Consider the following 13,329-nt stretch of genomic DNA (forward strand, 5'->3'; position numbering starts at 1 on the left):
TCGGCCTTCACGGACACCATCCACGAGGCGAACGACAACCCGATCGACGCCATGCCTGCCAGGTAGGCGTGCTCGGACTTCACACCCGCGTCATGCAGCCTCGACGTCGAAGCCGGGGGCTGCGACGGTCCGCAGGTGCTCCTCGACGGCAGCCGCCACCAGCGACCACTGGTGCTCCCGGTTGGTGAACGCCTCGGCGCTGTCGACCGGGTCGTTGGAGCTGAACAGCGCGCGAAGGTCGGCCACGAGATTCCCCCCAGGACATGTCATCTGAGGCCGATTTAGATGATCGGCCAGGTCAGGGGACAGGATCGGTCGGAAACGGGGCCGGGAACGGGCCACCGGCCGACCTGTCCGGGCGGCTGGCGGCGCAGCCTGGCCGAGACCGTTCGAAGCCGTGAGGTGGTTCGCTGTGCACACTCCCCCGTCCGCATCGTCCCCGTCCCCGGAAGGCGGGGGCGCCTCCTACGAGGATGCAAAGGAGGCGGTGGACGCGGTCATCGCCTGGTACAGCCGCCAGCTCCTGGACGCGCGGCGCGCCGGCGACCAGCAGCGCCTGGCAGAGCTGACCGAGCAGATGCAGGCCTGTGCCGAGGACCGGCGCGGGCTCATCGACGCCGCACCCGCGGAGATCGAGCGCGTCGTCGAGCTGTACACCGAACGCCTGAAGTCCCTGGAAGCCGCTGGCTAGTGCTGCGACCGAAAAGGTCCACCGGGTTCGGCGCTCCTGGCCCCTCTGCTGGTTGGCAGTCGGCGAGACGTTTCCATGTGGAGGGGCGAGGCGAGTGGCGGAGCCGGTCGGATTCCTGAGGCCGGCGGGCCGGGAGGGTCGGTAGTTGTGGCGGATCGTGCGGCGGGGTAGGACCGACGTGGCAGCCGATGATGCTCTCGGCCTCGGCAGGGGGCAGCCCGGTCCCACTTACACGTCCGTACCGTCAGCCTGCGCTGGCCCGCTTGATGTCTCTGACCCGTTGGAGGGCGGCGGTCAGGTCGGCGGCCGCGAGGTCGGCGTCGTGGAGGGAGGCGAGGAAGAGTTGGCTGTCGTCGGTGTCGAACGAGTGCGGGCAGTTGCGGCCCACCCGCGTGGCGTGTTCGATGAAGGACTGCCAGTTCGCCTCTGCCTGCGGGTCGGGGATGGCATCGTAGCGGCCGGCATCCGCGGCGATCGTCCCGATGCTCTCGCATACTGGCCGGAAGCGGGCTTCGTCGATCTCGACTCCGCCGTCCGCGCCCGGCTTGCGCGCACTCATGTCGGCGGTCGCGAGGGCCAGCTGGCCGTACGCGCTGTTGAATCGGGTTGCCAGGCTGTCGCCGCCACTGCTGTGCCAGACCTCCACCTCGACCGAGGTCAGTCGCGGCGAGCCCGGGGAGCCGGACGGCGCGGAACTGGCGCTCGGTCCCGGCTGAGCTGTGCTGCTGCCCGTGCTGAATGCGGCCTCGCGCGCGCCCGCGAGCACCAACGTCACCAGGACGACGACCGCGACGACCGCACGCCGGGCCACCATGCGTGCCCGTCCTGGCTCATCGAGCACCGCCGGGCGGTCCGGTCGCCACCGGGCGATGACGGCCCGTGCGCCGGCGACGAGTCCGGCAGTGGGGACAGCTGCGATCAGCGCCGACACTTGGATCCAGCCGAGCAGCCAACCCCACGCGGCCCACGCCTGTCGTGGGTGCCAGCCGCAGGAGGCGTGGAACAGTGTCAACGGCCCCACGCAGCCGTCGACGGCGACGAGTGCGAGTACGCCTACTGAACCGCCGAGCACAGTCAGCTGGCCGGCAATGACCGCTGCGACGAGTTGAGAGCGGCCCGCGAGCATGCTCGCGACGACAGCGCTCAGTACGGCCGCGCCGAGTAGGGCGAACGCGGCCCACCCCTGGTAGGCCATGGAGAACCTCGTCGCCCGGAGGCCGTCCATCCGACCGCTCTGCAGGGCGCCGTGCATGGCCCCCATCGTCGCTGCGACTGCAGCCCAGCACACGAGGCTCCCGGCGCCTGCGGGCAGCAGAAGCCGCCGGAGGCGGAACAACGAGGTCGGCCGCGATGGCGTGACCGGAGCCAGAGCAACGACACCTTCCTCCGGGGTCGGCCCCGATACGAGAGCTGGCCCCGGATTGGGCGGAGCATCGGTGACCGGCACCGGGCGGGGCCGGACCAGCCAAGCGACGAACGCGATACCCCACGAAGCCGCGATCGCAACCTGGCTGAGCGGAACGACCTCGATGCTCATCGAGGTGACCAACCAGATGTACACGGCATAGGCCGGCAGCACCGACTCGTAAGGCAGCAACCGCTCGGGGCCGACGCCGCCCGGGGCCGCCTGCTCCATCACCTGGCTCAGTGTCAAAGGCAAGCTGTGCGCCAGTATGATGCCCGCGCTCCGCCACCACAGCAGCCAGCTCGTGACCGCGACCAGGCCCCCAATGAATGCGATCCACTTCGCCGGGCGGAGAGACCGGCCCGGCCAAGCCGCTGCCCACAGATAGCAGCACTGTGTGATCCACCAGGTCAGCGCGATGCCAGCGAGGAACAGGAGGAGGAGCAACAGGGGCTGCTGGGGCAGCCAACTGGAGAGTGCCACCCGGTTGGACACGAACTCGGCCACCGACATGCCCAGCCCCAGCCACAACCCGGCTCGCAGTCCCTGGGGGCGGCCCGAGCCGGTTCGCAAGGCCGATTCCACCGCCGGCCAGACCAGGCTGGTCATCACGCCGGTGGCCAGCGGCGCCACCAGCACCACCGGGATCGCGAGAGAGGTGGACACCCACACCTGTGCGTCGACCAGCACCAGTACGGCACCAGTGAGGAACATCGCCAGCGGTGGAATCCGGGACAATAGGTCGGGGTCGGCCAGCACCTGCCGCCGGGACTCCCAGTCGGGATGGTTTCGCCACAGTCGACCGAACCGGACCAGCACCCTCCGGCCCCGACCGGCCCGCACCGCCGATTCGGCCGACCAACCGCGGGGGTCCGCGCCCCATCGCAACGCCGCCAGATCAGCGTGGAACTCCCGGGTCCGGAGCAGGTCCGAACGCGACAGGTAGATCAGCAAGACCATCAGAGCCGCCGCCAGCATGGTGCGCTGTGGGGCAATCGCGTGGGGCCACCTGAAGGACGTGTACAGGAGCCCTACCACCGCCGGTGCGAGCACCACCAAGACGAAGGACCGCCACAGCGCGACCGTCGCGTATGTCAGTGTGACGTCCCGGTTGTCGATGTGCCCCAGTTCGTGTAGCAGCACCGCGCGGACGCCTTGCGGGTCGGTGCGCTGCCTGGCCAGCAGCCCGCCGTTCAGGCAGAGCCTGGGCCGCCCGGTCCGGCCGAACACGACCGCGCTGGCCGACAACGCGGTCACGTCGACCAGCACCGTCGGCGGGCTTCGTAGCCCGGTCTGCGCCACCAGTTCCGCGATCATGCCGGCGACCTGTCCGTCGCGATCGATGGCGGCCAGCGGGAGCACCCGACCACGGCGGGCCTTCCAACGGGGAAGAATTGCGAACAGTGCTGCAGTCGTGCCGAGCACCAGAAGAACGGCCGCCGGGATCACCCACCACGGCAGCGCGATGGCCTGCTGTTCGACGCAGTTCTTCGCGGAGTCGAAGACGGCCTGCTCCGGACCGTTCCCGATGTCTTTGACCAGTGTGAACCCGTCGGTCTCGGCCACACCGGTACAGATCACGGCATACGGTCTGACCAGCCCGAATTCCGCCAACGTGAGCTTAGTCATCGACACGCTGGCGGTCAGCAGCAATGTCAGTAAGAGCACGAAACGCAACGTTGTGGCGGCGAGCTGCCGTCCCAGGGCAGGCACCGCCTACTCCTCGGCTTCGCCCTGTTCGAGAGCCAGTGTGGTCATCAGGGCGTCGGCCACGGCAATCGCCTTCGCTTGGGGCAGGCCACGCTCGGCGGCGACCTCCAGCAGCCGCCGTCGGACCTCACCCAGTTGCTCGCGGGACAGTGGGGGCACCACGGTCTGGCCGCCACGCCGGAATACCCGGCGCCAGAGCGCACCTAATCCCCGGCCCGCCCGGTCGACGGTCGCAGCGGCGGCCCGCTGCGAAACCTCGTTCAGCACCAGCCAGATCACCGGTGTCACCAGCGCGGCAACGTCCGCCAGGCCGAAGCCCAGAGTCTCGTGCCGCATGCCGGAGCCCCGCAGCCGGCGTGCGGCTGCCCTGCTGTCGAGCCTCGCCAGGCCCTCCGCCACTGCCAGCTCCTCCGGTGCGTGGACAGCGACCACGTCGCGGACCATCTGAGCCACCGTGGGGTGTCCAGCCGAATCCATCACAGCCTCCCGGGAGAACTCAGCGTCAGTCAGCCGCTACTGCGGACATCCGGACCTGCCCCTCCGAAGGCCGTGCCCTGTCACATCTGCCTGATGAGACGTCAAATTCATGTGGAGAGTCTCGCATAAGTCCCTTTGCTGGAGGGAGAGTTCCGCGAGATGTTCTGTTCATCCGGGACCGGCGAGGATCGAGTGCACTCGGGGTTCTCGCCGTCGCGCCACCGCGTGGGCACGACGGAGCGAGCCACGCCCCCGTCAGACCGGCGACCCGATGAGCGAGGAACCGGGCCTGGCTCGGCCCGGTTCCCGGTCAACGGCCGCGGGCCGGGCCGTACGAGGGCCCTGGCGAAGCGGGGACGGGCAGAGCGGGCGCCGCCGACGGCACCTCCAGCCGACGGCACCTCCAGCCGGCGGGGCTGCAGGGCGGCGGGCATGAGCGGGACGGCCTGGGCGCCGATGGCGTTGAGGTCGTCGCGGTACTGCGGCATCGCGGCGTGCAGGGCCCGCTGGACGGCCCAGAACGCAAGCCGCCTCCTGGTCGGTGTAGGGGCGCGCCTGCTCCGCGAGCAGGGCCACCGCGCCGCTGCCCGCCGGGCCGCACCCCGGCAGGCAGCGGCGCGGTGGCCCAGTAACGGGCGTAGGCGTTTAGCTTCGACGCCAGCCGTTCGGCGCTCATGGTGCCGCGGTCGACCTCGACGAACGCCCGCAGCCGCGCGATCCCGCGGTTGCCTGCCGCCCGTCGGTGTCCGAGGTGGCTGCTGTGCCGGGCCAGTGCACTGAATTGACGGCTTGTCATGCGCTACGCGCTTCATGGAGCGCGTAGCGCATGACTGGGTTCCCGGGTGTCTGGACGAGGCGTCTGGCTCGGCGGGGGCCCACATCGTGTGGGCCCCTTGCGGGGGTCGTTCTGCGGGTGGGTGGGGTTGGTGCTATCGGGCGCTTCCGTGGGTGAGGAAGGGAATAAGCTTCGGCGTATCGGCGCGCCCGTTGACGATATCGCTGATGTGGTGGTAGACCCGGCTGTCGATGGTGACGGAAGGGACGGGCAAGTTCCCCTGTTGCTCGCGGTAGACGAGCCTCGACAGCTCGTCCCAGCTGTTCTCAAGCTCGGCTCCGAAGTTACCGAGGTAGTCGTAGGAGCGGCCGCCGTCAGAGTCCTGGCCGTAGGCGACCGAGTTGGCGATGCGGTTCTCGATCCAGCCGAAACGAGAAGCCTCGGAGGTTGCTCCGATCATGGCGGCGAGGTGGGGGCGGACTTGGTTCACGGAACCGCCGCTGACCCCGAAGAGCGTGCTGACGTAGTAGTAGAAGGACGGTCCGCTGAAATGCTGGGCGGCGCGGGTTTCAGCGCTGGCGAGATCCGAGTAGTGAGAAGAATACCGGAGGACATTGAAGAGGGGGTTGTTCCTCGGGTATTGGTTATGGAACCGGGTGTTGAGGTAGTTCGGAGCGTCGCTGAACGCGTAGTTCTGCCCCGAGACGGTGAAGCCATCGAGGTACAGGTTGTCGAGGCGCAGGTAGAGCGAGAGCCGGTGTTGGGTTGCCGGGGGTTCATTGAAGTCGGTCACCATGATCTCGATGTACCGCTCGGTTGCCGAGGTGGTCCGCGCCATGTTTGTGGCGATGCTGGTTCCGGAGAGTTCCCTGATCTGCCTGATCATGCTCCGGTAGTTTGATGCAGGACGAGTGCCCCCACTGGCCAGTCCGGTGATGTCCCATGTGATTGTCGACCAATAGTTGCTGGTGGCGGCTTTGGCGGGCGGCGCGGCCTCAATTTGGGCCACGGAGAACAGGGCGATGACCGAGAGTAGAAGCGCCATCAGGCGCTTCGAGCCGCCGGAGCGGTTTGCTGCGAGCATGAACCAGGGGCCCTTTCCGGGTGTGCATGACATAGCGTGTTGCGGTGTTGCGCCGGCGGTTTGGGCGGCTTCCCAGCGCGCGGCGCGGTGAGAGCCCGGGGCCCAGGGCCCCTGAGGCGGCGAGGAGTTGTCGGTTCGGCCGGTAGCGCGAAGTTTCCTCGTCAAGAATCGACTCTCACGGTGACGTACAGTCCGTCCATGTTGGGAAACGGGCCGACGATGTGAGGAGCGGTCAGGCGTCCTCGCCGTCGGGGTAGACGACCAGGATCGTGCAGCCGGCCGCCGACTGCGGGTAGTGCACGGATCCGGGCTCGGCGCAGAGCAGTGTGCCGGCCGGCCAGACGTTCGTGCCGTCGCTGAACTCGCCCTTGAGCACGTGGACGATTTCGCGGACCGTGTGCCGGTCTTCGCCGAACTGTGTGCCTGGCGCGAACTCCAGCAGCATGATCACGCTGGGGTCGGTCGCCGTGCCTTCCTTCAGCCGGCGCATGGTGATGTGCTCGTCGACCCGAGTGTCCGACACCGGGGCCCGGTCCAGGTGAGCGCTCACGAAACCCGGAAGCATGGGTGTCCCCACTTCAATTGCTGTGTGGCGGCGGCCTGTTGCCGTCCGCCGGATGTCGATCAGCGTAAGGATCTTCGACGGCGCTTACTACGCCACCCATGCACCACTTTCCGCAGGATGCACAGCACCCGTGCACTGCCCACTGCCCAGGCCCGGATAGCCTTGCCGCCCCTGCCCCTTCGGAGGAGACGTGATGCTCACACTCGCGGCCCTCGCCCGCCAGCCCGAGTACTTCCTGCACCCCCTGGACACCGCCGTCTCCGGCGACCGGGTCGTGGACCGTGCCGAACTGCTCACGCCCTGCGACCGCCCCGCCCGGCCCTCCGGCACGCTCCTCGTCTGTTCATCCGACACGATCGACATCGGGCAGGCACGCGCCTGGCTGCGGCACCTGGCCGAGCAGGGCGCCGCCGGCCTGGTCCTCGCGTCAGACGCGCCGGCCCCTGCGCAAGGCCCGCTGCTGGAGGCCGCTCGTCACGCGGCGCTCCCGCTGTTCGCCTCCGGCGCCCCCGTGGCAACCTGGCGCCACACCTTGATCTCTCGGATCACCGAACTCCGCCGGCAGGCGACCGACCGGCACGCCGTCCGCCTCGCCCATCTCCTGGACCACCTCGGCAACGACAGCGCCCCAGCCGGCGATCTCCTGGACTGGCTGGCCCGCGAGCTGGACGCGGAAGTGAGCCTTCAGCTCCCCACCGCCGTGCTCCCCGCGGCGGGCGGCACCTTCACCTCCACCCACCCCCTCCGGGACAACGACCGTCTCCTCACCGCGCGCCGCCACCACCCCTTCAGCGCGTCTGACCGGGACCTGCTGGCCCGATCCGCCACGGTCCTCACGATCCGCCGGCGCACGTCCGTACCCGCAGGTGACACCGTGCTCGCCGAGACGCTGCACGCCGTGCGCCTGGCCGCGTTCCAGGCCCTGATGACCGGCCACATCGAGCCCGCCCAACGCATCCTGGGGCCCCTCTCGCCCTACCTGCTCGACACGGACGACGTCCAGATCGCCATCATCGACTGCGCCGGCACCTCCCGCGACGAGACATTCGCCCGAGCCGAGACCCTGCTCTGCGACACCGGCTTCGCCGTACGGTGCCCCGCCTTCGACGGGCACATCATCATCGTCGTCCCCCACCACGACCCCAACCTCCCGGAAGCACCAGCCGTCACCGCCCTGCGCCCCCTGGCCGCCGACCGCAGCCACCGACTGAGCCTGGGCATCAGCCCCACCCTGCCCCTCGAAGACACCGCCACCGGTTACGCCCTGGCCCACGACGCCATCGCCACCGCCCGGATCAGCCCCACCCGCGCCGCAGTCGCCCCCCGTACCCCCGGCCTGCTGGACGCCCTCGACCCACCCACCGCACAACAGTGGGCCACCACCCTGCTCCAACCGGTCCTCAACCAACGCAGCGCCAAGCAGCAACTGTCCACCGTCACCCTCGGACTCGAATTCGACGTCTCGGCCGCCTCCCGAATACTCGGCATCCACCGCAACACCCTCAGCCGCCGCATCCACACCACACTCCGGGCCACCGGCCTGGCCACCGACCGCACCGCCGATCGCATCACCCTCTCCCTCGCCCTGCAGATCCATGCCCTGCACGGCCCCGCCACCGACCCCTTCCCCCACCCCGCGCCCACCCTCGCCCACCTCCTGGCGCAGCCACCGGTCACCCACTGGGCCACCGCCGCGCTCGCCCCCCTCAACCAGGAATGCACCGACCAGCGCACCACCAGAGGCGACACCCTGGCTCGGACCCTGCGCACCTGGACCCACCAGGACTTCCGCGTCGACACCACCGCCCAACGCCTGAACCTCTACCCGGCCACCGTCCGCGGGCACCTCCACACCTCCGAAGCGCTCCTGGGATGGATGCTCCTGTCCAACCTCCCCACCGGCCCGCTGCCCGACGACGAAGACGCCCCCGGCAAACAGTCCGGGCTGCGCAACCTCGCGGCCGCCCTCCAGGCCGCCCCCGGCACGCCCCGGACCGCCCTGCCCGACCCCACCGGTGAGTTTCGCCGCGGCCCTGTTTAGTTTCGTCATCGCAGGTCAGCGGCTGGTGAGAACGGACTGCGGTACGCCGTCCGGGTGGCGGCGGTGGCTTTGTTCATGAGTTGCGACAGCGGATGTACGCGACTTTGAACAGCGCCATGAACCGGTCGTGTTCGATGTTCACGAGAAGCGACAGCACGGCCTGATGCGGCACCGGGGTCTGCTCAGTGTCGGTTGCCCACCGGCCGGGCTCCGGTGGTCAGCCCCGGGATGACCAGGGCGAGCCAACGGGCCCGGGCCGCGGGCGGGTGGTCGGTGGGTGCGGTGGAGAACAGCAGGTAGATGTCACTGACGGTGACGTCGGGATGGATGTCGCCGTCGGACTGGCCTGCCCGGATGAGTGCGGCGACGGCGTTGCTGCCGCGGTCCTCGTCGGCGCGGTCGCCCGGCTCCGCGCCCAGCGTCCGGGCGGCCGCCTTCACGGCGCGGTCGGTGACGGACTGCTCAATGACGCGGCCGAGGAAAGCGGTCAGCTCGTCCGCGGCCCGGGCTCCGGCGGCGACGCGGGCGAGCACGGCTTCGGCGTCGTCGGCGACGCGGGCGACGCACTCGGCAACGACGGCGGCGACCAGGTCCGTCTTGGTGGGGAAGTGCCGGTACAGGGTGCCGACGGCCACGCCCGCAGCGGCTGCTATCCCGTCCATGCCGACCTCGGGGCCGTGCTGGGTGATCTGCTCGCCGGCGGCGGTGAGGATCTTCCGTCGGTTGCGGACCGCGTCGGCGCGCGGCGCCCTGGCCTGGGTCACGGAACTCGCCTGCCCTTTCACTTGCATCAAGATGAACCAAGGTTCAGGATAGATGATGAACCATAGTTCATTTTAACCGTGAGGACCCCGCCATGCCCGCCAAGACCGCCCTCGTCACCGGTGCCTCTTCAGGCATCGGCGAGGCCACCGCCCTCAAGCTCAACGAGCTCGGCTACACCGTCTACGGGGCCGCCCGCCGCACCGACCGCCTGGCCACGCTCGCCGACCGCGGCATCCGCCCGCTGGCCATGGACGTCACCGACGAGGACTCCGTGCAGACCGGCATCGACAAGATCATCGCGGAGACCGGCCGGATCGACGTGCTCGTCAACAACGCCGGCTACGGCTCCTACGGTGCCCTCGAAGACGTCCCCCTGGACGAGGGCCGCTACCAGTTCGAGGTCAACGTCTTCGGTGCGATCCGCCTGACCCAGCTCGTCCTGCCCCACATGCGCACCCAGCGCTCCGGCACCGTCGTCAACGTCACCTCCATCGGCGGCAAGATCCACACCCCGCTCGGCGGCTGGTACCACGGCACCAAGTTCGCCCTCGAAGCCCTCAGCGACTGTCTGCGCCTGGAGGCCAAGCCCTTCGGCATCGACGTCGTCGTCATCGAACCCGGCGGCATCGCCACCGAATGGGGCGCCATCGCCGCCGACAAGCTGGAGAAGTCCTCCACCAGCGGCGCCTACGCCACCCAAGCCGCCGCCGTCGCCTCCTCCCTGCGCTCCGAGGCCAACGCCAACCGCAACTCCCCGCCGTCCGTCATCGCCGACGCCATCGCCAAGGCCGTCACCGCCCGCCGCCCCAAGACCCGCTACGCCAGCGGCTTCGGCGCCCGCCCCCTCATCGCCCTGCGCCGCCTCCTGCCCGACCGCACCTTCGACACCGTCATCTCCCGCGCCATCGGCCTGCCGCACTGAACCATCCGGGACAGTCGAGGACGGCAGGGTGCTGTCGAATCCCGCGAACCGTTCGACGGCCGTCGCGGCTCAAGTGCCTCCCAAACTCGTCAACAAGTGCTGCCGCAACTCGCGAACAGAGCCAGGCCGCTGACCAGGGCGAACCACCGAAACGGCGGGACCAGGGACGAACGCCGAACGCGCACCCGTACGAGCAGCCCGAGGAGCAGCCAGGCGCGCAGCCGTACGGCGCCGGGGCGCCTGCCGGTCCCACCGTCCGGCCCACGGGTGAGGCCGCCCCAGACACCCCCAGCCCCACCCCCCGACCACCCCGCGAACAACCCGCCCGGGCGGGCCGGGCGGGCCGGGGTTGCCCTACGAGTTGCCGTACAAGTGGCCCTACGAGTAGCCGTACAACTTGCCCTACAAGTGGCCCTACGAGTTGCCTCGGACAGCGCCCGCCGAGGCTTCGGGCAATGGGCTGACCTGCGTGGTCAAGGGGTGCCCACCGTTGCCGGGCAGCACCGACAACTTCCCTGTGGACCCTCGGCGGCGATCCAGGGAGACGACCACGCCGAAGCCCGGAAGGGCGGCAACCATCGGCTGCCGGTCAGACCAGGCCGCCCGCAGGGCCCGCCCGCAGGCGCCGCAGGCGCCGCAGGCCACCCGACCCGACAGCACACCACCCCACCACCAGGAGAACAGGGCGCGCAGGAAGGGTTGTCAGAATCTCCGGCCACCTTGGTTGGCCCGCTGAGCTGCACAGATGCCCCCTCGCCCTCCGAGCGGGGGTGCTGGCATCAGGAGTCACATCGGGAGCTACATCAGGAGTTGCACCGGGAGACCGGGACGGGCCGTTCCCGGGCTGCGCCCCGGCGGCCCGGCCTGGTTCGACGGCCAGGCAGCCGCCATCCGTGAGTGGCACCGCGCGATCTACGTCCAGCCCGAGGACTGCACCAGCAGCACCGTCCTGGCCCGCCGTCATTGGAGGGTGATCTGTGCGATTGCTTGGCCCCATGTGCTGATGGGGCCAAGCCACTGGGGGCGATAGGTGCCGATCGCGAGCACCGCGTAGGGGCCGATGGAAAGCAGGGTGCCTATGGAGGCGGTGATCCCACCGGACCCTGTATGTACGGGCAGCACAGCGGCGTGGATACGCCTGAGGACCCACGCGGTGACGGCATGAAGGATCACGACGCATATGCCGAACAACCCGGTCTGCCACCAGGCAGGGACGGGGTGGAGCTGAAATGAGTGGACGATGCTGGAGACCGCCAGAGCGATGGCGACGTTGCCCAGCAGAAGGAAGGCCAGATCAACCAGGTCCATCCATTGGGCAACAGGATAGGTCGTGAACCTGTACTCGGTGTCGATTCCCTTCAACACTTGTGTGAAGACGACCTGTCGTCGGAACGCGAACGGGAGAGTCATGAGCAACCTGACCAGTTCACCCGTGAGCCCGACCACCACGCCTGTGAAGTCGGCGATCACGGCCAATGGACGGGGCCTGGCCCACCGCACTGATTCCTGTGCCCGGCCGTCGTCAAGGTTGTTCTCCGGCTTTGGCTCCTCGCGCTGTCGCTCAGCCGCTTGTTCGGTGGCGGACCTCAGCTGCTCGGCCTCGTCCCGCTCCCGACGGGCACGCTCCAGTGTCTGCTCCAGCTCGTACTGGGCAGAGGCCCGCTTGTGTTTCCAGCCGATGGCCCTGACCCGTCTCGGCTCGCCACGCTGCTCGGCCTCCGCGATCTCCCGCAGCGCGGCCATGTAGAGGGTGTAGGAGGTTTCACGTTCTTCCGCCTCCACGAAGTAACCCGCGGCTTCAAGGGCGCTGTGAAGGATGCGCAGCCACTCCATGTCGGGCAGGCCCTTGCCCGACAGGATCAGGGAGAGGTCGGCGTGCTTGGTTCCCAGGGCCCGCTCGGCGTCCCTGCGCAGCGTCCAGGTGGCGTCCACAACCTTGCCGGCGTAGCTCGCCCAGTCGGTCATGGCCTTGCCGACGGCTGCTTCGCTGGGCTTCTTGCGGGGCCTCCCGGGCCCGCCTTTGCCCTGTTCCTCGTTCGGTAACGGCACCGAAGATTTCCTAAAAAGAGCCGGTCAGCCCTTTGGTGCGGTTTCCGCACCAACTCGGGGTGTGCGCATGCTTGCACAGTTCGACGGCGCGGGTACGACAAACGACCAAGCCCACGACCGCCGGCACTGAGACGTCTCCCACACACCGTCAAGTCCGACCAGAGAGACCGACCGTGAGTACTTCCTCGAAGAAGCACGCCCACCGCCGCGCGCCGCGCCCGCACGGCGGGCACTCCAACCGGCTGACCCGCACCGCCCTCACGGGTCTGGTGCGCGGAGCCTCCACCGCCATCGGCACCGTCCTCGTCGGGTGGCTCGCCACCTGGACGCGCGACCACCTGTGAACCCATGGCCCCGAACACGCTCCGGCTCTGACGGCCAGCCACGAACTTCGCGCGGCCCGGGTGTCAGCAGTGCGGCTTGTCAGTGGGCCATCGCAGCGTGTCCATTGACACGGTTCGACGAACCGACAGCACGGGGCGATCGACCGGGCCGACCCGGAATCACGCTCCGGCACCCCATTTACCGGGCCTCCGAGACCCCTGTCGTGCCGCTCCGTGAACCCCTACGGCGTCCCCTCCCCCTGACACGGGGCGGGAACGCCGCGCCCAAGTCCGCGTCCACCATGGCGAACAGGAGGAAGAGAATGATGGTGGCAGGACCGGCAGCCGCAACCGCGCGAGTAGCCGCACAGCGGACGGCGGCCCAACGGCCACCAGGTCCACTGAGCCGCCCACGCCCAGCGGCTAGGGCCTGTATGAGGTTGTGATCAATCTTCGGGTTTCTGTCCCGCGCTGGGGCAGAACCCGGTAGGACTGTTGAGTGTGACGCGCAGACAACTCACG

General features: G+C 69.2%; 12 protein-coding genes. 4 read left to right on the forward strand and 8 right to left on the reverse strand.

Translation table 11 applies throughout. The annotated features are described in order from the left end of the window. Positions 1 to 90: 90 nt before the first annotated feature. Positions 91 to 246 carry a hypothetical protein gene (locus tag IF30_RS48380; RefSeq protein ID WP_158835881.1) on the reverse strand — a complete coding sequence of 52 codons (156 nt, stop codon included), beginning with the start codon at positions 244 to 246 and terminating at the stop codon, positions 91 to 93. 166 nt (positions 247 to 412) lie between these two features. Between IF30_RS48380 and IF30_RS0138660 the strand changes: the two genes are divergently transcribed. Continuing rightward, positions 413 to 691, forward strand: coding sequence for a hypothetical protein (locus IF30_RS0138660; protein ID WP_158835884.1), 279 nt, complete (start codon positions 413 to 415; stop codon positions 689 to 691). A 244-nt stretch (positions 692 to 935) separates the two neighbouring features. On the opposite strand, the gene IF30_RS0138665 is transcribed toward IF30_RS0138660, so the two are convergent. The 5 genes from IF30_RS0138665 to IF30_RS0138680 all read right to left on the reverse strand — a co-directional run bounded on the left by IF30_RS0138665 (position 936) and on the right by IF30_RS0138680 (position 6,692). Next, positions 936 to 3,809 carry a M48 family metallopeptidase gene (locus tag IF30_RS0138665; protein ID WP_030247481.1) on the reverse strand — a complete coding sequence of 958 codons (2,874 nt, stop codon included), beginning with the start codon at positions 3,807 to 3,809 and terminating at the stop codon, positions 936 to 938. A 3-nt stretch (positions 3,810 to 3,812) separates the two neighbouring features. Then, positions 3,813 to 4,283, reverse strand: coding sequence for a hypothetical protein (locus tag IF30_RS0138670; protein ID WP_030247483.1), 471 nt, complete (start codon positions 4,281 to 4,283; stop codon positions 3,813 to 3,815). Between the two features lie 310 nt (positions 4,284 to 4,593). Beyond that, positions 4,594 to 5,079: a replication-relaxation family protein gene (locus IF30_RS50905; RefSeq protein ID WP_078892038.1), complete on the reverse strand. Its 486-nt coding sequence runs from the start codon at positions 5,077 to 5,079 to the stop codon at positions 4,594 to 4,596. Between the two features lie 133 nt (positions 5,080 to 5,212). After that, the gene (locus IF30_RS0138675) at positions 5,213 to 6,142 is read right to left on the reverse strand and encodes a ribosome-inactivating family protein (protein ID WP_158835887.1); all 930 of its coding nucleotides are present in this window, start codon (positions 6,140 to 6,142) and stop codon (positions 5,213 to 5,215) included. Between the two features lie 232 nt (positions 6,143 to 6,374). Further along, entirely contained in the window at positions 6,375 to 6,692 is a 318-nt protein-coding gene (locus tag IF30_RS0138680) for a cupin domain-containing protein (RefSeq protein ID WP_158835890.1), read from the reverse strand. 208 nt (positions 6,693 to 6,900) lie between these two features. On the opposite strand from IF30_RS0138680, the gene IF30_RS50475 reads away from it, so the two are divergent. Next, entirely contained in the window at positions 6,901 to 8,748 is a 1,848-nt protein-coding gene (locus IF30_RS50475; RefSeq protein ID WP_030247488.1) for a helix-turn-helix domain-containing protein, read from the forward strand. Positions 8,749 to 8,930: 182 nt separating this feature from the next. On the opposite strand, the gene IF30_RS0138690 is transcribed toward IF30_RS50475, so the two are convergent. Continuing rightward, complete coding sequence (locus IF30_RS0138690) at positions 8,931 to 9,512, reverse strand: TetR/AcrR family transcriptional regulator (RefSeq protein WP_037902742.1); 582 nt, start codon at positions 9,510 to 9,512, stop codon at positions 8,931 to 8,933. A 92-nt stretch (positions 9,513 to 9,604) separates the two neighbouring features. Here IF30_RS0138690 and IF30_RS0138695 point away from each other — a divergent pair, with 92 nt between their 5' ends. After that, positions 9,605 to 10,435 carry an oxidoreductase gene (locus IF30_RS0138695; protein ID WP_030247492.1) on the forward strand — a complete coding sequence of 277 codons (831 nt, stop codon included), beginning with the start codon at positions 9,605 to 9,607 and terminating at the stop codon, positions 10,433 to 10,435. A 960-nt stretch (positions 10,436 to 11,395) separates the two neighbouring features. Here IF30_RS0138695 and IF30_RS0138700 read toward each other — a convergent pair. Then, positions 11,396 to 12,484 carry a hypothetical protein gene (locus tag IF30_RS0138700; protein ID WP_158835893.1) on the reverse strand — a complete coding sequence of 363 codons (1,089 nt, stop codon included), beginning with the start codon at positions 12,482 to 12,484 and terminating at the stop codon, positions 11,396 to 11,398. Between the two features lie 173 nt (positions 12,485 to 12,657). On the opposite strand from IF30_RS0138700, the gene IF30_RS48385 reads away from it, so the two are divergent. After that, a complete protein-coding gene (locus IF30_RS48385; RefSeq protein WP_158835895.1) occupies positions 12,658 to 12,828 on the forward strand; it encodes a hypothetical protein in 171 nt (56 codons plus the stop codon). The last annotated feature ends 501 nt before the right edge of the window (positions 12,829 to 13,329 follow it).

The sequence above is a fragment of the Streptomyces sp. NRRL S-350 genome, from assembly GCF_000719705.1.
Taxonomy (GTDB): Bacteria; Actinomycetota; Actinomycetes; order Streptomycetales; family Streptomycetaceae; genus Kitasatospora.

Coding starts and splice junctions, on each gene's coding strand:
- IF30_RS0138670 (WP_030247483.1), bottom strand. CDS start 4,283: ATGGATTCGGCTGGACACCCCACGGTGGCTCAGATGGTCCGCGACGTG.
- IF30_RS50905 (WP_078892038.1), bottom strand. CDS start 5,079: ATGACAAGCCGTCAATTCAGTGCACTGGCCCGGCACAGCAGCCACCTC.
- IF30_RS0138675 (WP_158835887.1), bottom strand. CDS start 6,142: ATGCTCGCAGCAAACCGCTCCGGCGGCTCGAAGCGCCTGATGGCGCTT.
- IF30_RS50475 (WP_030247488.1), top strand. CDS start 6,901: ATGCTCACACTCGCGGCCCTCGCCCGCCAGCCCGAGTACTTCCTGCAC.
- IF30_RS0138695 (WP_030247492.1), top strand. CDS start 9,605: ATGCCCGCCAAGACCGCCCTCGTCACCGGTGCCTCTTCAGGCATCGGC.